Below are 17142 nucleotides of genomic sequence, written 5' to 3'. Positions count from 1 at the left end.
CTCGCCATGGACGAAGCGACCCGCTATTGGGGTGGCGCATCGCGCCACCCGCAGGCTATGGGGTCGGCGACACACGCTCGGAGGCCCTCAGCGCGCGCTGCGCGTTTGAGGATACGCTCCGGGCTGAACGTAGAAGTGGAGACTTCGCGTGTAGCGATAGAGCGAGTCAATCGAATTCGACCACGCCGGTTGAGAACCAATTGACGAGATTCGCCGCCACCTGAACATGACCTTGCGCCTGGAGGACAGTCGGCGGAGCGCCGGCGTGGCGATCTCTCTGCGCGAACGCCAGAGTCTCAATCATCCCCACAACAACGGCATGATGGTCCGGATGGTCGTCGTCCCGCCGGTCGAGAACCAGGTGCCAATCCGTCCGGCTCTTCAGGGACGCGACGATCTTCCCGAGCGTAGCCCGTTTGTCCTCTGGCAGGACCCGCGGACCCGCTGCTGCTTCAACAGCGCGGATCGATTCCGTCATGACTTTGCTTGTATCCGGTTCCAGACCATATGCCTCGGTCCATGCCGACGACAGGTACAGCCCCGCCCGATGCGACGCGGAGCGGACGACCTCGTCAGCGAGATCCTCGATGCCATCGGTGAGCCGCCTCGACAGGCGGAAGTTTGAGCCCAACCGCACCACCCGTCGCCGTCGCGGTCCGAGACTCATTGAGCAGCTTGAGCGCCCGCGAATCGAAGGTGCTCTTGCTCTGTGTCGTGCACGAACTCAGCACTCGGGACGCGGCGGCCGCCCTCGGAATCCCCGAGGGGACGGTGAAGTCTCGCCTGTCGAGGGCCAAAGCTCGGTTGCGAAGCGAGTTACGTGAATGGGCGCCAGGGCGGCACTTCGCGGCGACCCTCAGCGCCCCGCCCCAAACCGCCGATCCAGAACCTGCCCGTACTCGCTTCCGTCCAAGTACTGCCGAAGCGCGTTCGCCAGGCCGGTGAGGTCGGCGTGATCGAGCTCGGCGCGCGCCCGCTCGTCGGTAGATCGTTCGATCTCACGCAGCTGCGGCACGAGCGCTTTCCCCGCGACGGTCAGCTGCAGGGCGACGGCGCGTCGATCGGACGCGTGTGTCGACCGTTCCACGAAGCCCCGACGCACGAGCGTGTCGACGATGCGGCTCGGGCTGCCGAGCTCGCAGACGATCAGCTCGCCCAGCTCCTTCAGCGTGATCGGACCGTACTCGGCCAGCACCAGCACGATCTCGAACTGCGACGACGTCAGACCGAACGGCTCGAGCCGGCGACCCAGCGCGCGGTTGCCCTCCCGCTGCGCGGCCAGCACCAGATACCGCAGCTCGAGCGGCGCGAGCCCCGGCACACCATCGGACGTAGCAGTGGTCGAGTCAGCATCGGTCATGCGGGGATCCAGCCGTTCGAAAGCGGACGATGAAGCTCCAGCCATTGTGCCAGCACGCGCGGCAGAGGGCCGGTCGGCACGCGCCCCGACCGACCCCCGCACCGCGTCAGCGCGACACGGCCTCCGCCGGCGACTCGGCCGCAGAGGTAGCCCACGGAACATCGGGCGAGGATTCCCGCCGCCCGAACGCCCGCGGACCGATCGCCCGCAGAACGCTCGGCATCACCAGCATCCGGATGACGACGGCATCCAACACGACGGCGATCGCCAGGCCGATGCCGATCTCGCGCACGATGCTGATCTGCGCGGTCGTGAACGACAGGAACACCGCCACCATGATGAGCGCCGCGCTGTTGATCATCCCGCGGGTGACAGCCGCGCCCCGCAGCACGGCCTGATCGAACGGCAGACCGCCCCGATACAGCTCGCGCATGCGCGACATGATGATCACCATGTAATCCATGCTGAGTCCGAACATCACGGCGAGCAGCAGGATCGGCGTCACGGAGTTCAGCGGTTCATTACTGATCAACCCCTGCACGAGCGTCAACGCGCCGACGCTCGCACCGACCACCAAGAGGTTGAAGCCCAGCGCGAGCAGGGGCAGGATCACCGACCGCCACGCGAACGCGAGCATCGCGAACGTCAGCACGAGAACGACGACGGCGATCAACGGGATGCTGCCGATCAACGTGTCATCGAAGTCGAGCCCCTGGGCCGTGGCCCCCGTGACCACCACCTTCGCACCATCATCGAGCTGACCGCTCAGACCGTTCCGCACCTCGACCACCAGGTCGTGCGCCGCCACCGAGTCGGGGCCCTCGGACGTCGTTGCCAGGAAGCGGGTCGAGATGCGGCCGCCCTCCGCACTCCAGAGGCGCTGCAGCGGCTCGGGCGTCGTGCCGGCTTCGAGGGCGAGCGCGCCGGGGCTTCCGGCCGGCGCGAGAGTCGCGGCATCCAGCACCGACTCGACGCCATCCCGCTCCGCGAGCCAGGCACTCGCCGTCGCCGTCTGGTCGAGCGCGCGGGACGGCTCCGCTCCCGCCGGGAAGGTCACGATGACATCGACCGGAAAGAGCCCCTGCTGTCCGATCTCGCTTTCGAGCAGCTCCAGACCCTGCCGGGCCGGGTCGTCAGCCGGCAGAACGGTCGCGCTCGCGACGGGCGACTGCAGCGAGAGCCCGAGAACCGGCAGGGCGACGATCGCGAGGACGAGGGCACCCGCCGCACCGACGAGACCCGGACGGCGGATTCGCGACGACACGACGGCGGCTTTCGTGACGGGAGGCTTCGCACGACGGGTGAGGAAGGGGATGCGGCCGGCGTCGATGCGCGGTCCGATGAGCACGAGCGCTGCCGGCAGTGCCAGCATCGTCACGGCGAGGGCTACGAGCGCCACGACCACCCCGCCCAGGGCGATGCTCGTCAGTGCCATCACTTGCGGGATGAACAGAGCCGACAGCGCCACCGCCACGGCTATGCCGCTGAAGAGGACGGAATGCCCGGCCGTCGCCATCGTCTCCATGACCGCATCGGGCGTCGTCCGGCCGGCGGCCAGTTCCTCCCGGAAGCGCTTGATGATGAACAGCGAGTAGTCCACGGCGACGGCGAGGCCGATCATCGAGACGATGTTCGAGTACAGGTTCGAGATCTCGGTCACCTGCGTCGCGAGCGTGCCGAACCCGAGCGAGATCATCAGCGCCGACCCCGCGACGAGCAGGGGGAGGAGCGTCGCCACCACCGACCCGAAGACGACGAGCAGCACGACGATGAGCACCGGGAACACGATCACTTCGGCTCGCAGCGCGTCGGCCTTCGAGTGCGCGTTGAGCTGGAAGTCGAGCGCGGGCTGACCGGTCACGTATCCGTCGGCGGCAAGTCCGGCGGCATTCAGTTCGGCCTGCAGATCCGGCACGAGGTTCTGCACGGTCGTGCTGTCGTCGTCGAAACCGGCGATGAGCGCGACGGTCCGTTCGTCGGGGGAGCTGAGGTCGGGCTGATCCGCGGGACCCGCGATCGACTCCGCACCGGCGTCCGTGGCGAGTCGGGCAGCGGTCTCGATATCGGCGACGGCCACCGGGGCGTCCGAGCGAAGGACGACGACCAGCTGCTGCGGTGATTCACCGAACGTGCTCTGCAGTGTCTTCTGCGCAACGGCGGCCTCGGCGCGGGGGTTCGAGAAGCCCCCGCCACTGAGTGCGCCATCGAGGCGGAGGGCGAGTAGTGCGCCGAGGACGAAGAGCAGCGCCCACACTGCGAGCACGGAACGCGGGCGACGGATGACGAATGCGGTGATCTTCTTCACAGGGGACAGCTCCAGAGGTCGACATGCGTGATGCAACATGTATATCCCACATCGACGTGCTGTACCGAGAACTTCCGCCGAATTTCGGGCTTGACTCGCCACGTATGGCAGATCTATCGTCGGGTCAAGCCATTTACATGGCGTCACACGTAATGATACGGCACGTACTTGATGGGTGATCGAGCGATATGCGGCCGTTTGGCCGGAGGAGGAAACGACATGGAAACCGAGATCGAGCGGAGAGGCGGCGACGTCGCCAACCAGGCAACGAACGAGCAGGTCTTCGACCCCATCCGAGAGGTGATCGCCGCAATCGGGCGCGGCGAGATGGTGGTCATGGTCGACGACGAAGACCGTGAGAACGAAGGAGACCTCGTCGTCGCCGCCGAACACGCCACGTCGGACGTCGTCACCTTCATGATCACTCACGCGCGGGGCCTCGTCTGCCTCACGCTGACCGCTGGGCGAGCCCGCGAGCTCGACCTGTCGCCGATGGTCGCGGTCAACGGGGACCACCGCGGCACGGCCTTCACCGTGTCGATCGACGGAACCCCCGCGAACGGTGTGACGACGGGCATCTCGGCGGCGGAGCGCGCCACGACAATCGCGCTCGCCGTGACGGGGAGCGCCGACGACCTGCAGCGCCCGGGCCACATCTTCCCGCTCATCGCACGGGATGGGGGAGTGCTCGTCCGTCCCGGGCACACCGAGGCCTCGGTCGACGTGGCGCGGCTGGCCGGATGCGCGCCAGCCGGGGTGATCGTCGAGATCATCGGCGAGGACGGAGAGATGCTCCGCCGCGACGCCCTGCGCCGTTTCGCCGCCCGCCACGGTCTGCTGATGACGAGCATCGAGCAGCTGCGGACATACCTGCTCGAACGGAACGACTGACATGCGTGCCGACGTCATCGTGCGCCGCGTCAGCGCGCCGATGATCCACGTGCTCGTTCGTCGGCACCTCGACGGCATCGTGGGACTCGAGAACCTCCCGACCGACGGGCCGTTCGTGCTCGTGCCCAACCACCGCAGCTACTTCGACCATTTCCTGGTCGAGACGGTCGTCGGGTTCGCCGTCGGCCGGCCGGTGTGGTTCCTCACGAAACGCGAGAGCTTCGAGACCCGTCTTTCTCGGGTCTGGACGACGGCCTGGTACGGCATCCCGGTCGATCGCGAACAGCCCACGCCCGACACTCTGCGCGCAGTGCGACGCGTGATCGACGCCGGCGACATGCTCTGCGTGTACCCCGAGGGAACACGCAACACCGGCGGCGACCTGCTGCCGTTCCACGCGGGCGCGTTTCGATTCGCGGTCGCGTCAGATGTTCCGGTGATCCCCGTGGCGATGACGGGAACGGATGATGTTCTGCCGCCCGGGGCGCGGTGGTTCCGCCGACGTGCCCGCGCTCGGATCGCGTTCGGCGAGCCGATCGTTCCGGACTTGAGTTCGGGCCGAGCGGATGCCGCGGCCCGAATTGCGGTCAAGACGAAAGCGGCGATCGTGTCGATGTACGCCGAGCTCGGCGACGTCTTCGATGCCGTCGGCGGCGCTCGAGCGGGGAGCCGGTCGGCGCGCGCTCACAGCGGGCGGGGGAGTCGCGCCGCGCGCGCGTTCGACCAGCGGACGAGTTCGGCGCTCGCCGCGGACGGGTCGCTACCCCCCGCAGCCTTCCGCCGATTGCACTCCTTGCTCGCGCTCCTCGATCGCGTCGATCCCGCCTCCCATGATCTGCTCGCGCAACGGGCTCGCCTCCGGGGCCTCGTGCTGGTGCACAGGCCGCTCGCGCTGCGGATTCTGCCGAGCCTCGTGGCGGGGAGCCGGTTGCGACGGATGCTCCGCGCCAATCCTGATCACGCGGTGGCCAACTATCTGATGGGCCGCTGGTACCTGGCGATGCCTGCTGCGCTGGGTGGTGGTGCGGCGCGCGCCGAAGCGGCGTTGCGTCGAAGTGAGGAGTCAGCGGAGCCGGGAGACACGCGAGCGCTCGCGGCGCTCGCGGAGCTGTATGGCGGGGCAGGGCGGGTCGGCGAAGCGCTCGAAGCTCTCCGACGGATCGCTGATGCGCCGACGGGGGGAGATGCCCGAGCCGAGATGCGTGCCGAGCGGGCGCGAGCACGGATCGCGGAGTTGTCTCGCGTGACGCCGGAAGGCGGTGACGCAGCAGGGTCGGCCTCCCGTCCGCGTTGACCGCTGGCGCAGTCGCACGTGCTTCGGCGGCTGCGCCAGCTGGCCCGAGCGGAATGGCCCGATCGTCAGGGCTGATCGGGTGTCAGCGGCGCAGGCGCCGGGCGGCGGTCAGATCGATGACGAACAGCGCCGCCCCCTGCAGGACGACGGCCAGGCCGTGACCGCGCGCGTCGGCGGGTCGCACGCGGTTGCCGAACGTCGGCGTCCGGACGGTGAGATGGGCGCCCGCGGCGACGTAGCCGACATCGAGCACGGTGTTCACGAGCAGGATGCGGCGCAGGGTCTGCGTCTTCGGGACCTCGCCCCTCCCGCGGGTGACCGCCGCGAGCGCGAGGTCGATCGCGCCCCACATCAGGGTCTGCACTCCGAACCCGCGCGTGCGTCGCGGGAACGCGAATGCCCCACCGACGAGCACGGATGCCGTGCCCCACCGCGTCAGCCGACGGACGACGGTGCGGGTCACACTGCGCGCGGAGCTCATGGACCCATCATGGTGCGGCGGGGCCGCGGCATCCGCCACTGTCGTCCCGCCCGCCGGCGCCCTACACTCAGCCGCACCATCAGTGTGTCAGCGCTTCAGCACGCGCCGCTCCGCCATCTTGCGTACGACCTCGAGCAACCCGGGTGCGTAGTCGCCCCACGAATCGGTGACCTTCGAGACGTCGATCTTGCCGGTGTGCACGTTCTCGCACAGCCGCAGCCAGCCCTCGCCGGTGGCGGCGGTGAGGGCGAAGGCGACTCCCGCGTTGATGACGCTCCCGGCACCGGGGATGAGTTTGAGGAAGCTCCGCGCCAGCGCCTGTCCGCTGATCTGGACGCCGAGCTGAGCGAGGGCTCCCGCCGACATCATCGTGGTGAGCTCGAGGTCGTAGATCGCCGCGATCCGGCCCATCATCGCGAGCTGGATCGGCGCGAGAACCACGGCGTCGGCAACCGGAACGGGAACCGCCGCGGCTGCCGCTGCGGCTCCTGCGGCACCGGTGATGACGGGGCGGGCGAGTTCGCGCTTCCACGGGAGGTTGAGTCTCTGCGCGATGCGAAAGGCGTCCTTCTCGTTGTCCGGCGAGAGGGTCAGGGTCTCGGCCACGAGCTCACCGAGGCCGTGCCCCTTGCCCTTCCCGTGCTTGCCGGCGGTGGAGGTGAGGATGACGCGCTGAATCGGGATGTGGATCGGCCGGCCATCGCCATCGACGGGGTGTTCGAGCCATTCCTGGAACTCGGTCACGTCGTCCGGTGCGCTGCGCTTGCCCGTGATCGGGTTCTTCGACCAATCGACCTTGGTGAGCACGAGGATGACGGGCAGCCCCGCGGCATCGAGCTCGCGGATCATGTCGATGTCGGGCTGTGTGAGCCGCGGCAGCTGCGAGAGCACGCAGTACCAGACGACGGAGACCTGCTCGATGGCCGGGCGTTCGGAGATCGTCCGCAGATGACCTCGCAAGATGTCTGCCGGGGGAGCGGCGGATCCGATCTCGAACCCTTCGATGTCCCAGATGCCGAGAGAGGGATCGCTGTAGTACTTCACGCCCCGCGTGACGGGCAGGCCTTTTCCGACCTTCGCGAGGTCGTGGCCGAACACCGCGTTGACGAGCGAGGACTTGCCGACGCCGGTGCCGCCGATGACGGCGAGGTTGAAGCGCCCGTACCGCGACTTCGCGTCGGTGTTCGCCTCGATGAACGCCCGCTCGTCGGCTGCTGAGGCTTTCGGCGTCTTCTTGTCGCGCTTGTCAGTCACAGGTCGATCATCCCTCTCATCGAGGGATTCGGGCTCATCGTGCGAACGGGCTTCGCTTCCACGCTTTGCCGCATCTCAGGCGGTGCTGTCCAGCACGAGGCGCGCGGTTTCCGCCGGCTGGTCCCAGTGCGGGAAGTGACCGCACTTCTCGAACCAGTGCAGCGTGGCATCCGGGAACAGCTCGGTCGCCCGCGCTGCCTCGCTCGGAACAGTGACTCTGTCGTTCCGCCCCCATCCGATGACCATCCTGCCCGTGAGCGAACCCGACGGCGCCCCCTCCTGGCGGGGCCCGTGAATCAGAGCATCAAGGGCGGGATCCAGGCTGGTCGATGTCTTGAACCCACGAAGCTCACGCAGCACCAGATCCTGCGGCAGCTTCCAGGGGTGGGCGGAGAACTGCAGCAGCAGGGCTGTTCGGCCTACGGCGTTGCCCGTGAGGAACGGCAACGCCGGTTGGATCCGGCGCACCAGTGCTACGGAAGCCTTGGTGCTCGCACCGAAGATCGCCGCCTGACGGTCATTCCAGAACCCGCCAGGATCCAGTGCGACGGTGTTGCCGGCATGCCCTCGACGCGCCATCTCCATCGCTATCCGGGCGCCCATGGAGCTACCGACCACGTCGACGTCGCCCAACTCCGCGTCGCGCACGAAGGCCTCGACAGCACCCGTCAGCGTGGCGATCGTGGTCTCGCCGGTGAGCGGCGCGGACTCGCCGCAACCAGGGAGGTCGACGGCGATCACACGGCGTTCCGCCGCCAGCGCCGGGATCACCGGTGCCCAGTTGCCGCTGCTGGAGCCGAGCCCATGAACCAGGAGCAATGGCTTACCGGAGCCCTGCCGGATTGAGTGCAACATGGGTTCACCGTAAGCCGGAGGGGTGCGACAGCCGAGACCGTTGCCAGGTCGGCCCCGAGCGCATATGCGTTCGTGAGAGCGCCGCCGATAAGGTCGACGCATGTCGTCACGCATCTTCCGCGTAGCGGTGCTCTCATTCCTGCTGGTGATGGTGAGTGGCTGCGCGGGCCAGGTCGATGACGTGGACTCTTCCCCCTCGCCGACCGACTCCCGCGAGACTCCCGGCACGGGTGCCGCAAGCCCGACGGCGGAGCCGGATGTCACGCCTCCTTCGCAACGGGCCGCGTTCCCGGATTGCGCGAACCTCATGGGCATCGAGCAGGTGCGGGTGTCCGTCAACGACGACCGGGTCGAAGGCGCGAATCCCCTCGAGATCACCGAGACGCCGGACGCGCTGGGGTCCGCAGCACAAGACTTGTTCGAAGCCGCAACGGATGTGGTGGGCTGCACGTACGGCATTCCCCAAACCGATGGAGGCTTCTCCGTCATGGTTCTCGACGTCGACGCAGACGCGGCGTCGGAGCTCGTCAGCGCCCTGACTGCATCAGACGAATACGAGCACACGACGCGCGGCGACATCGCCATGTTCTCCCGGGGCATCCCGGAAGGCCTCGGCACCTACCTCGGGTACGCATTCGCCGACGACGTCTGGGCGATCGTCCACGGCACGATGGTCGGCCCCACGACCTCCGTCAACGTTGCTGCAGACGCTGTTGCTGCAGTGGTGGCACCGGCGGGGTGAACCAGTCGGCGTCAGAGCGGTCATGATCCTCCGCGCTTCGTCCCTCGGCTAGCATTTCCGCATGGCCAGAGCACCCCGGATCAGCGACGTCTCGATCGGGAGCGACGGCATCCGCCTCGGCCAGTTCATGAAGTTCGCGGGCCTGCTCGATTCGGGCGGCGACGTGAAAGAGGCCATCATCGACGGCTTCGTGACCGTCAACGGCGAGGTCGACCGCCGACGCGGACGCCAGTTGCAGACGGGCGATGTCGTCACCTACGACGGGCGCTCCGTCCGCGTCAGCCCGTAAACGGGGGTAACGGGTTCATGTCCCGTTAGCCACTGGCCGACCCCAGGGCGGGCGAGCGCCACAGCGCCCGGGTGCGAGAATCGATCAGTGACCGCAACTCTCGTCGCTCAGGGCCTCGCCGGCGGGTACGGCCACCGCACCCTCTTCGACGGCGTCGACCTCACCGTCAGTCCGGGTGATGTCGTCGGCGTCGTCGGCGCCAACGGCGCCGGCAAATCGACGCTCCTCCGCATCCTCGCCGGCCACGACGCACCCCAGGCGGGCTCGGTCAGCCTCGCACCGTCCGACGCGTTCGTCGGCTGGCTGCCGCAGGAGCACGAACGCGTCGCGGGCGAGACGGTCACCGCCTACATCGCCCGCCGCACCGGGTGCGCCGAGGCGACGGCCGAGATGGATGCCGCGGCATCCGCCCTCGGTGATCCCTCGATCCCCGGCGCCGACGACCGGTACGCCACCGCCCTCGAACGCTGGCTCGCGAGCGGCGCGGCCGACCTCGATGACCGGGTGCCTGCGGTGCTCGCCGATCTGGGGCTCGAGCTCGACGCCGACGGCATCCTGATGACGTCGCTCTCGGGCGGGCAGGCGGCGCGGGTCGGACTCGCCGCTCTGCTGCTCTCGCGCTTCGACATCGTGCTGCTCGACGAGCCGACCAACGACCTCGACCTCGACGGCCTGGAGCGGCTCGAGGCGTTCGTGAACGGGCTGCGCGGGGGAGTCGTGCTCGTCAGCCACGACCGCGAGTTCCTCGCGCGCAGCGTCACGCGGGTGCTCGAGCTCGACCTGGCGCAGAACTCCCACCGCATCTACGGCGGCGGCTACGACGCCTACCTCGACGAGCGCGCGACCGTGCGGCGTCACGCCCGTGAGAAGTACGACGAGTTCGCGGGCAAGAAGGCCGACCTCGTCGCCCGGGCGCGTGTGCAGCGCGAGTGGTCGAGCCAGGGCGTGCGCAACGCGATGAAGAAGAGCCCCGACAACGACAAGATCCGGCGCAAGGCCGCGACGGAGTCGAGCGAGAAGCAGGCGCAGAAGGTGCGTCAGATGGAGAGCCGCATCGCCCGGCTCGACGAAGTCGACGAGCCCCGCAAGGAGTGGCAGCTCGAGTTCACGATCGGCTCGGCGCCCCGCTCGAGCTCGGTCGTGTCGACGCTGAGCTCCGCGGTCGTCCGGCAGGGCGACTTCACGCTCGGGCCGGTGTCGCTGCAGGTCAACGCCGGCGACCGGATCGGCATCACCGGGCCCAACGGCGCCGGCAAGTCGACGCTGCTGCGGACGATGCTCGGTCGTCAGACTCCCGACGAGGGCGCGGCGAGCCTCGGCTCCAGCGTCAGCATCGGCGAGATCGACCAGGCCCGGTCGCTGCTGGTCGGCGCCCAGCCCCTCGCCGACGCGTTCGAGGCGCTCGTGCCCGAGATGGCCTCCGGCGACGTCCGCACACTGCTGGCGAAGTTCGGGCTCAAGGCCGACCACGTCACGCGCGCCGTCGACGAGCTGTCACCGGGGGAGCGCACCCGCGCCGGGCTGGCGCTGCTGCAGGCGCGCGGGGTGAACGTGCTCGTGCTCGACGAACCGACCAACCACCTCGACCTGCCCGCCATCGAACAGCTCGAACAGGCGATCGAGTCGTACGACGGCACCCTGCTGCTGGTGACCCACGACCGGCGGATGCTGGATGCCGTGAGCACCAACCGCCGGTGGCACGTCGAGGGTGGCCAGGTCACCGAGGCCTGAGCACGGCGTCGGCGGGGCGTGTGAGCTCGCCCGTCGAACGGGAGGGTGGGTCGACGTCGAAGTCGCGCTCGTCGTATCGGGGAACGGTCGCTCGCACCCGTCCGAGCCGACGATCCTCACTCCGGACGTGAAGATACGCGCGCAGCTCCGGGTCGTAGCCCGTCCCGCCCACGTATGCGATCTCGCCCGTGTCGACATCCATCCACACATAGAGCCAGGATCCCGTGGGCTGAACGTCGCCGCCTCGGACGGGGACGACGCGCGGGATCACGGAGCTCATCTGTCAACGCTATCGGGCGCGACCCCGCGAAGAGAACGGCCACCTGCCGCGACCATCGAGCAACCGAGGTTGACAACATCCCGGTTAGCAACCTAGGTTGCTGTCATGGAATCCACACGAGTCGCCGGGGTCGCCGCTGACACGCGTGACCCGCGCGCAGGCCTTCGCGCCATCGCATCGCTACGCGCCATGACCGAGCGCCTCGAGCTCGCGCAGGTCGAGGCGGGGCTGCGCGCCGGCATGAGCTGGCAGGACATCGCCGAGGCGCTGGGGGTGTCGCGCCAGGCGGTGCACAAGAAGTACGCCAAGCGCATCGATGCGTCGATCGCCGTTCCGAGGAGGACCCGATGAGCACGTTCACCGTCGCAGCAGCGACGATGCAGACACTGTCGATGACCGCAGCCGAGGAGGCATCCCGGCGCGGCGAGCACACCGGCGACATCGACGACATGTTCCTCGCGCTCGTCGTGAACGAGCAGGTCGCCGGCCAGGTGCTGCGAAGCCTCGGCATCACCATCGACGGCGCCCGCGAGGCCGTGGCGGCTCAGCACGCCGACCAGCTCGCATCTCTCGGCATCCAGGCCGATGCGCCCGGGCCCGGCCGCATCACCTTTCCCGATTCCGGCGAGTTCTCATGGAGCGAGCGCGCCCTCACCCTGCTGCAACGGGCGAACAAGGGCAAGAAGCGCGGTGACGCGTCGGCCGTGCTGCGGGAGCTCGTCCGCGAGCGCAGCGGGCTGATCGAGGCGATCGTACGCCGTCTCGGCGCGACTCCCGAGCAGATCGCCGGCCTGCTCGACGAGCTCGAGCGGTACCCGGCCCCGCCCCGCCACGCCATCGATGCGCGGTCGCTGTCGGGAGTGGGCGAGAGCTACGTCTCGGCGCCGCTCGTCGAGGTGTGGAGCCTCCTCGCCGACCCGGCGCGCATGCCCGAGTGGGACCGCGGGCCGGTCTGCGTCGAGGACGCGCCGACCGAGGCGGCGATCGGCGCGAGCTGGACGATGCGGATCGCCGACACCGAGGAAGACGGCACCCCGATGCGCGCGAGGCCCGAGCGGAGGCGTTCCCGGGTGGAGGTCGTCGACCTGGTGCCGCAGCGAGCGATCGAGTGGGCCACGACGTGGCCCGACGCGTCCGATGCGAACACGCGCCGCGTCCGGATCGAGCTCGAACCGACGGCGGGCGGAACGCACCTGCGCGTCGCCCTGGCGTGGGAGCGCAACCCCGGTCGCCGTCCGAAGCCGCTGCGGCGGTGGTTGATGAGACCGCTGCACCGGTTCGCGATCTGGATGCAGATCTCGCAGCTCGGCGCCGGGATCGGGCGCCTCTTCCGCTGAACTGCTCGAGCTCCTGCTCGGTGAGGTCCTCGTCCATCCGCCTGGCGGCGATTCTGGACAGGGGGACTCGGGTGGTCGCAGCGCGTAGGCTCGGCGCGAAAGGAATTGCATGACCGCTACGACGCCTCCGCTGCCCGCCACGAAGATCGTCATCCCCTGGCGCCCAGCGCCCTCCCGCATCGACGCGTTCGAACGGGTCGTGTCGTGGTACCGCTCGGCACTGCCCGAGGTGCCGCTGCACACGGTCGACACCGACGACACGCCGTTCGTGCTGGCCGCGTGCCGCAACGCCGCGATGCGCGCCGCGGCTGACGACGAGGTCATCGTGATCGGCGACGCCGACACGATCCCCGAGCGCGAACCGCTCGTCGCCGCGATCCGCGCGGCGGTCACGAGTCCGTTCGTGCAGCTGCCGTACGACGAGTACCGCTGGCTGGGCGCATCGGGTTCGGCCGAGTACGGAGCCGGTGTGGCGCTCGAGGACTGCACGGTCGAGCAGTACGTCGAGGGCGCGTGCTCGGGAGTGTATGTCGCGACACCCCGGGTGTGGAGCGCTCACGGCGGGCAGGACGAGGGCTTCCGCGGGTGGGGCTTCGAAGACGCGGCGTGGTACCTCGCACACACCACGCTCCTCGGCAGCGCCCCCGCGCGTCACCGCGGCCGGGTGTACGCGCTGCATCACGTCGGCGAGGTGCGTGCCGGTGCCGCCTACGACGCGAACGCTGAACGGATGCAGCGATACCGGGATGCGGCGGGTGATGAGGCCGCGATGGCAGCGCTCGTCGCCACTCAGCGCGATAGCGTCTCGTAGGCGAGGGCAGGACCAGGGCGCTGGTCGCCCGCCGCCTCGGCGAGCACGGCGCGCCCGGCGAACTGCGGATCGCTCAGCGTGCCGAGCGCCGCGGCGAGAGCGTCGACGTCGGCGGTGTTCGGGTCGAGCGCGAGGCCGACACCGGTGCGTTCGATCGCAGCCGCCCCGGCGAACTGGTCGGTCGAGAACGGCAGCACGAGCATCGGAACGGCCTGACCGAACGCCTCGGTGACGGAGTTGTTGCCCCCGTGCGTGACCACTGCGGCTGCCGCCGCGAGCAGACGCACCTGTGGCAGGTACGGCGCGACGAGCCAGTCGCCGGGAATCGGACCGAGTTCGTCGGGCGGCGTCGTTCCGGTGGCGATCGCGGCGCGCAGGCCCGCGCGCCGCAGCGCCGCCGCCACGCGGGCGAGCACGTCGCCGCGCACCGAGAGGAAGCTGCCGAAGCTCACGTAGACGAACGGGCCGGCCTCGGCGATCCAGCCCTCGACCCCGGCCGCGTCCTCGTCGCGCGGGGTCCAGCCGAGGAAGCGGTGTGGCGGCAGCACGCGCCCGTCGCCCGCGGCGAGGGCGCCCGGGTAGTTGTAAAGCACGGTGCCGCCGTGCAGCGCGAAGGCGTCGTCGACGGCCGGCACAGCAGCATCCAGCTCGGCCGCCGCCGTGTTCCACTGCGCGGCGAAGCGCTCGGCGACGTCGTCGCACAGGGTGCGCAGCGCGGCGAGTGCGGCGGGGTCGGGCGAGAAGGCGGCGGGCCACGCGGGCGGGTAGCCGTACACCTCGCCCGCGACGGGCAGGGCGGTGGGGTGACCGAGCACGACGTCGTTGTAGGCGATGCCCGCCGTGTGCAGCGCGAGCCGCGCGCCGAAGGCCAGGTGGTCGACGAGGATCGTGTCGGGCTGCACGCGCTCGATGAGCGAGAGGGTCGCCCGCGCCCGGTCGACCGGGCGCCACATGAGGTCGGTCAGGCGCTCGCGGGCCTGGTAGGCAAGGGTCTCGACCATGCCCTCGCGGGTCGCGGCGAAGAACCCCTCGAGAGACGCGGCCTCGGCCGCCTCCTGCTCGGCCGAGCGGATGACCCCCGCGTTGGCGCCGCGTCCGAGGGGCAGATGCTCTCGTCGATAGCCGAAACGCGCCACGATCGGGGCGGTGGCCTCGCCCGTCGCGACGACGACGTCCTCGCCTGCGGCCTGCCAGGCCGTTGCGAGGCTCGCCATCGGCAGCAGGTGCGAGGCGTAGTCGGGGCTGATGACGAGCACGCTCATGCGAGCAGCTCCGCCGCACGGCGCAGCGCCGTCTCGGCGCGGGTGACCGAGGCGTACACCGGTGCGAGAGTCGCGGCCATGCCCTGGATCGTGAACCGCTCGGCGACGAGCCGGTACGAGCGCTCAGCCCGATCGGCGTCGGGCTCGGCGGCCCGAGCGAGCGCACGCGTGATCGCCTCGCCCAGGCGAGCCGGATCAGCCGTAGGAGCGAGGAAGCCGAGGTCGCCGTCGACGACGTAGGTTGCGGGGCCTCCCGCATCGGGGGCGACGACGACGAGCCCGGTGGCCATCGCCTCGAGGATCGCCAGACCGAACTCCTCCTTGACGCTCGCGCAGACGTACGCCCCGCCCGCGGCGGCGAACCCGGGCAGGCCGAAGCGCGCGGCCGCGAGCCACTCGGCGGCGACGCCGTTGGGTCGGTGGCCGGGCACGATCAGGCCGCGGGACGCGCGATCGGCGGGGGCGATGATGGCGTCGATCGCGGCCAACTGCTCGCGCTCCTCATCCGAGGGCGCGGCCAGGTCGCCGCCGACGACGAGCAGGTTGGCAGCATCCGCGAGCGCACTCTCGGCCCACGTGCGCACGAGCGGTGCCATGCCCTTCACGCGGTTCAGGCGCCCCACGCTCACGAGCAGTGGCAGGCCGCGTCGCTCGGGCGGAAGCAGTGACAACAGCTCGCCGAGCTCGGCGAGGGCGGCCGTGGGCGCCGCGCCCGCGGCCACGCGACGAGCGGTCGCGACCGCCGCATCGACGACGTCGAGATCGACGCCCTCCGCCACGACGCTGTGCCGCTCGGGGCGGGCCGTGAGGTCCATGCCCACGAGCTCGCGCATGTCGGTCACCAGATCGGGGCGCGGGAACAGCACCGAATGCGACGCCGACGCCGCCAGGCTCTGCACGAGCCGCGCGCGGAACCAGTAATGCTCGCTCGCGTCCGCCGCGCCGAAATCGGTGCGCGTGAGGCGGCCCGACCGCTCGAGCGAGGCGATCACGCTGTGCGGGTCGGGGGCGACGGTGAAGACCGTGGGGATGCCGAGTTCGCGTGCCACGTCGGCGGCCGCGAGACTCCCGACATCGGCCATGCGCAGGTGCAGCACGTCGACGCGGCCGGCCGCGCGCAGGAGGCGCCGGATGCCGCGGCGCACCGTCACGCGCAGCGGCCAGGCCGCGCTCGACGACGGCGGGATCTCATCGAGTGGGATGCGCCCGTACACGTGCCCCTCGCTCGTGCCGGCCACGTGCAGCAGGTCGGGGCCAGCCTCCGATACGGTGCCGCGCGAGAGCGTGAGAACCCGGCGCACCCCGTCGCCGGCGGCGCCTCGCGCGACGAGCGCGTCACCGAGACGCACGAGCAGCGTTGCGATGCCCCCGTTGTCGCCCGCGCCGGCGGTGGCCAGCGACGGATCGATGTCGGCGTGCAGGAACAGCTGCGCGACGCTCAGGCCGTCATCGTCGGAAGCGGGGGGTGCGGGCTCCGCGTCGATGAGAGACAGGCGCGCCAGCGCGCCGAGCGACCCGCCGTCCGACACCAGGCGTTCGAGCAGGGCGGTGGCGGCAGCATCCGAGCGCTGTCCGAGGGCGGCGACCGCGGCACCGCGCACGGATGCCGCCTGCCCCGCGTCGGCGGCGGCACGGCGCAGCAGCGGCAGCGTGAGTGGGACGCGCACGAGACCGAGGGTCTCGACGATGCGGGCGCGGGCGTCGTCGGAGAGTACGCCGAGCGCGGCCGACTCGAGGGCGACGGCGAGCAGGTCGCCGCCCTCGACCGACCACTTCTCGATCGTGTGCTGGGCGAGCATGCCGGCGAAACCGCCCTCGATCACCAGCGCGATCAGCCTGCCGACGGCCTCGGCGCGCACGGGACGGCGAGACAACGCCCACGCCGCGTGCTCGACGATCCAGGCGCGCGGGTCGTGCAGCAGTGAAACGAGCAGGCGCGCGGCGGCCTCGTCGTGCATCTCGGCGAGCGCGTGCACGGCGGCGATCGCCGCGATGTCGTCGTCGCCCACGAGCGCCGCCTGCAGCACGCGCAGCGTACGAAGACCGGGGTCGCGTCCGGCCTCGAAGGCGACGTCGTCGGCGGCGCGCAACGCGGCCACGATCGTCGCGGAATCGGTGAGGCGGTCCATCGCCGTCTGGATGCCCATAGCTCCTCCGTCCGACGCCGGGGAAGAGCGCCGAGCGATAGCGTAACGGCGCCCGGTGAACGGGGCATACGGTTGACGGGGCGCCCGCGGCGTGCGCCGCGAA

At 70.2% G+C, this 17142-nt stretch carries 18 protein-coding genes; 9 read left to right on the top strand and 9 right to left on the bottom strand.

Annotation, left to right across the window (positions count from 1 at the left end; all coding sequences use genetic code 11):
* Window positions 1-166: 166 nt before the first annotated feature.
* Entirely contained in the window at window positions 167-631 is a 465-nt protein-coding gene (locus HW566_RS02815) for a hypothetical protein (protein ID WP_178010231.1), read from the bottom strand.
* A gap of 65 nt (window positions 632-696) precedes the next feature.
* Between HW566_RS02815 and HW566_RS02810 the strand changes: the two genes are divergently transcribed.
* Window positions 697-945 (top strand): RNA polymerase sigma factor, encoded by a 249-nt coding sequence (locus HW566_RS02810; protein ID WP_256728932.1) that lies wholly within the window; start codon window positions 697-699, stop codon window positions 943-945.
* On the opposite strand, the gene HW566_RS02805 is transcribed toward HW566_RS02810, so the two are convergent.
* Together HW566_RS02805 and HW566_RS02800 are read right to left on the bottom strand one after the other, a co-directional pair.
* A complete protein-coding gene (locus HW566_RS02805) occupies window positions 857-1360 on the bottom strand; it encodes a MarR family winged helix-turn-helix transcriptional regulator (protein ID WP_178010227.1) in 504 nt (167 codons plus the stop codon). The two genes, HW566_RS02810 and HW566_RS02805, sit on opposite strands and share 89 nt — an antisense overlap.
* Window positions 1361-1466: 106 nt before the next feature.
* Complete coding sequence (locus HW566_RS02800; protein WP_178010226.1) at window positions 1467-3767, bottom strand: MMPL family transporter; 2301 nt, start codon at window positions 3765-3767, stop codon at window positions 1467-1469.
* Window positions 3768-3884: 117 nt separating this feature from the next.
* Between HW566_RS02800 and ribB the strand changes: the two genes are divergently transcribed.
* Both ribB and HW566_RS02790 read left to right on the top strand, forming a co-directional pair.
* Window positions 3885-4556 (top strand): 3,4-dihydroxy-2-butanone-4-phosphate synthase, encoded by a 672-nt coding sequence (gene ribB, locus HW566_RS02795; RefSeq protein ID WP_178010224.1) that lies wholly within the window; start codon window positions 3885-3887, stop codon window positions 4554-4556.
* 1 nt (window position 4557) lies between these two features.
* Complete coding sequence (locus HW566_RS02790) at window positions 4558-5850, top strand: lysophospholipid acyltransferase family protein (RefSeq protein ID WP_178010222.1); 1293 nt, start codon at window positions 4558-4560, stop codon at window positions 5848-5850.
* 82 nt (window positions 5851-5932) lie between these two features.
* Here the strand turns inward: HW566_RS02790 and HW566_RS02785 are convergent, their stop codons facing one another.
* The 3 genes from HW566_RS02785 to HW566_RS02775 form a co-directional block, all read right to left on the bottom strand.
* Complete coding sequence (locus HW566_RS02785) at window positions 5933-6331, bottom strand: DUF6992 family protein (RefSeq protein ID WP_178010220.1); 399 nt, start codon at window positions 6329-6331, stop codon at window positions 5933-5935.
* Window positions 6332-6418: 87 nt separating this feature from the next.
* Window positions 6419-7585, bottom strand: a complete 1167-nt coding sequence (locus HW566_RS02780; protein ID WP_178010218.1) for a DUF697 domain-containing protein — start codon at window positions 7583-7585, stop codon at window positions 6419-6421.
* 75 nt (window positions 7586-7660) lie between these two features.
* Window positions 7661-8440 (bottom strand): alpha/beta fold hydrolase, encoded by a 780-nt coding sequence (locus HW566_RS02775; RefSeq protein WP_178010216.1) that lies wholly within the window; start codon window positions 8438-8440, stop codon window positions 7661-7663.
* 100 nt (window positions 8441-8540) lie between these two features.
* Between HW566_RS02775 and HW566_RS02770 the strand changes: the two genes are divergently transcribed.
* The 3 genes from HW566_RS02770 (at window position 8541) to HW566_RS02760 (ending at window position 11202) form a co-directional block, all read left to right on the top strand.
* Window positions 8541-9182 carry a hypothetical protein gene (locus HW566_RS02770; RefSeq protein ID WP_178010214.1) on the top strand — a complete coding sequence of 214 codons (642 nt, stop codon included), beginning with the start codon at window positions 8541-8543 and terminating at the stop codon, window positions 9180-9182.
* A gap of 61 nt (window positions 9183-9243) precedes the next feature.
* Window positions 9244-9471, top strand: coding sequence for an RNA-binding S4 domain-containing protein (locus HW566_RS02765; protein ID WP_178010212.1), 228 nt, complete (start codon window positions 9244-9246; stop codon window positions 9469-9471).
* 87 nt (window positions 9472-9558) lie between these two features.
* Entirely contained in the window at window positions 9559-11202 is a 1644-nt protein-coding gene (locus HW566_RS02760) for an ABC-F family ATP-binding cassette domain-containing protein (RefSeq protein ID WP_178010210.1), read from the top strand.
* On the opposite strand, the gene HW566_RS02755 is transcribed toward HW566_RS02760, so the two are convergent.
* On the bottom strand, window positions 11189-11482 hold the full coding sequence (locus HW566_RS02755) for a hypothetical protein (protein WP_178010208.1): 294 nt from the start codon (window positions 11480-11482) through the stop codon (window positions 11189-11191). The genes HW566_RS02760 and HW566_RS02755 overlap by 14 nt on opposite strands.
* A 105-nt stretch (window positions 11483-11587) precedes the next feature.
* On the opposite strand from HW566_RS02755, the gene HW566_RS02750 reads away from it, so the two are divergent.
* The 3 genes from HW566_RS02750 (at window position 11588) to HW566_RS02740 (ending at window position 13630) form a co-directional block, all read left to right on the top strand.
* Window positions 11588-11833 carry a helix-turn-helix domain-containing protein gene (locus HW566_RS02750; RefSeq protein WP_178010207.1) on the top strand — a complete coding sequence of 82 codons (246 nt, stop codon included), beginning with the start codon at window positions 11588-11590 and terminating at the stop codon, window positions 11831-11833.
* Window positions 11830-12819, top strand: coding sequence for an SRPBCC family protein (locus tag HW566_RS02745; RefSeq protein ID WP_178010205.1), 990 nt, complete (start codon window positions 11830-11832; stop codon window positions 12817-12819). The genes HW566_RS02750 and HW566_RS02745 overlap by 4 nt, the downstream gene beginning before the upstream one ends.
* A gap of 109 nt (window positions 12820-12928) precedes the next feature.
* Window positions 12929-13630 (top strand): hypothetical protein, encoded by a 702-nt coding sequence (locus HW566_RS02740; protein ID WP_178010203.1) that lies wholly within the window; start codon window positions 12929-12931, stop codon window positions 13628-13630.
* On the opposite strand, the gene HW566_RS02735 is transcribed toward HW566_RS02740, so the two are convergent.
* Together HW566_RS02735 and HW566_RS02730 are read right to left on the bottom strand one after the other, a co-directional pair.
* The gene (locus tag HW566_RS02735) at window positions 13609-14892 is read right to left on the bottom strand and encodes a glycosyltransferase (protein ID WP_178010201.1); all 1284 of its coding nucleotides are present in this window, start codon (window positions 14890-14892) and stop codon (window positions 13609-13611) included. The genes HW566_RS02740 and HW566_RS02735 overlap by 22 nt on opposite strands.
* Complete coding sequence (locus HW566_RS02730) at window positions 14889-17039, bottom strand: glycosyltransferase (protein ID WP_178010199.1); 2151 nt, start codon at window positions 17037-17039, stop codon at window positions 14889-14891. The genes HW566_RS02735 and HW566_RS02730 overlap by 4 nt, the downstream gene beginning before the upstream one ends.
* Between the last annotated feature and the right edge of the window lie 103 nt (window positions 17040-17142).

The sequence above is a fragment of the Microbacterium oleivorans genome (assembly GCF_013389665.1).
Classification (GTDB): Bacteria; Actinomycetota; Actinomycetes; order Actinomycetales; family Microbacteriaceae; genus Microbacterium; species Microbacterium oleivorans_C.
Note: the sequence above shows the minus strand (reverse complement) of the source record. Positions and strands in the feature narration are given on the sequence as shown.

What these genes read in the sequence shown, in the direction of transcription:
- HW566_RS02805 (WP_178010227.1), bottom strand. Translation starts at nt 1,360, where the DNA reads ATGACCGATGCTGACTCGACCACTGCTACGTCCGATGGTGTGCCGGGG.
- ribB (WP_178010224.1), top strand. Translation starts at nt 3,885, where the DNA reads ATGGAAACCGAGATCGAGCGGAGAGGCGGCGACGTCGCCAACCAGGCA.
- HW566_RS02790 (WP_178010222.1), top strand. Translation starts at nt 4,558, where the DNA reads ATGCGTGCCGACGTCATCGTGCGCCGCGTCAGCGCGCCGATGATCCAC.
- HW566_RS02785 (WP_178010220.1), bottom strand. Translation starts at nt 6,331, where the DNA reads ATGAGCTCCGCGCGCAGTGTGACCCGCACCGTCGTCCGTCGGCTGACG.
- HW566_RS02775 (WP_178010216.1), bottom strand. Translation starts at nt 8,440, where the DNA reads ATGTTGCACTCAATCCGGCAGGGCTCCGGTAAGCCATTGCTCCTGGTT.
- HW566_RS02770 (WP_178010214.1), top strand. Translation starts at nt 8,541, where the DNA reads ATGTCGTCACGCATCTTCCGCGTAGCGGTGCTCTCATTCCTGCTGGTG.
- HW566_RS02765 (WP_178010212.1), top strand. Translation starts at nt 9,244, where the DNA reads ATGGCCAGAGCACCCCGGATCAGCGACGTCTCGATCGGGAGCGACGGC.
- HW566_RS02755 (WP_178010208.1), bottom strand. Translation starts at nt 11,482, where the DNA reads ATGAGCTCCGTGATCCCGCGCGTCGTCCCCGTCCGAGGCGGCGACGTT.
- HW566_RS02750 (WP_178010207.1), top strand. Translation starts at nt 11,588, where the DNA reads ATGGAATCCACACGAGTCGCCGGGGTCGCCGCTGACACGCGTGACCCG.
- HW566_RS02745 (WP_178010205.1), top strand. Translation starts at nt 11,830, where the DNA reads ATGAGCACGTTCACCGTCGCAGCAGCGACGATGCAGACACTGTCGATG.
- HW566_RS02740 (WP_178010203.1), top strand. Translation starts at nt 12,929, where the DNA reads ATGACCGCTACGACGCCTCCGCTGCCCGCCACGAAGATCGTCATCCCC.
- HW566_RS02735 (WP_178010201.1), bottom strand. Translation starts at nt 14,892, where the DNA reads ATGAGCGTGCTCGTCATCAGCCCCGACTACGCCTCGCACCTGCTGCCG.
- HW566_RS02730 (WP_178010199.1), bottom strand. Translation starts at nt 17,039, where the DNA reads ATGGGCATCCAGACGGCGATGGACCGCCTCACCGATTCCGCGACGATC.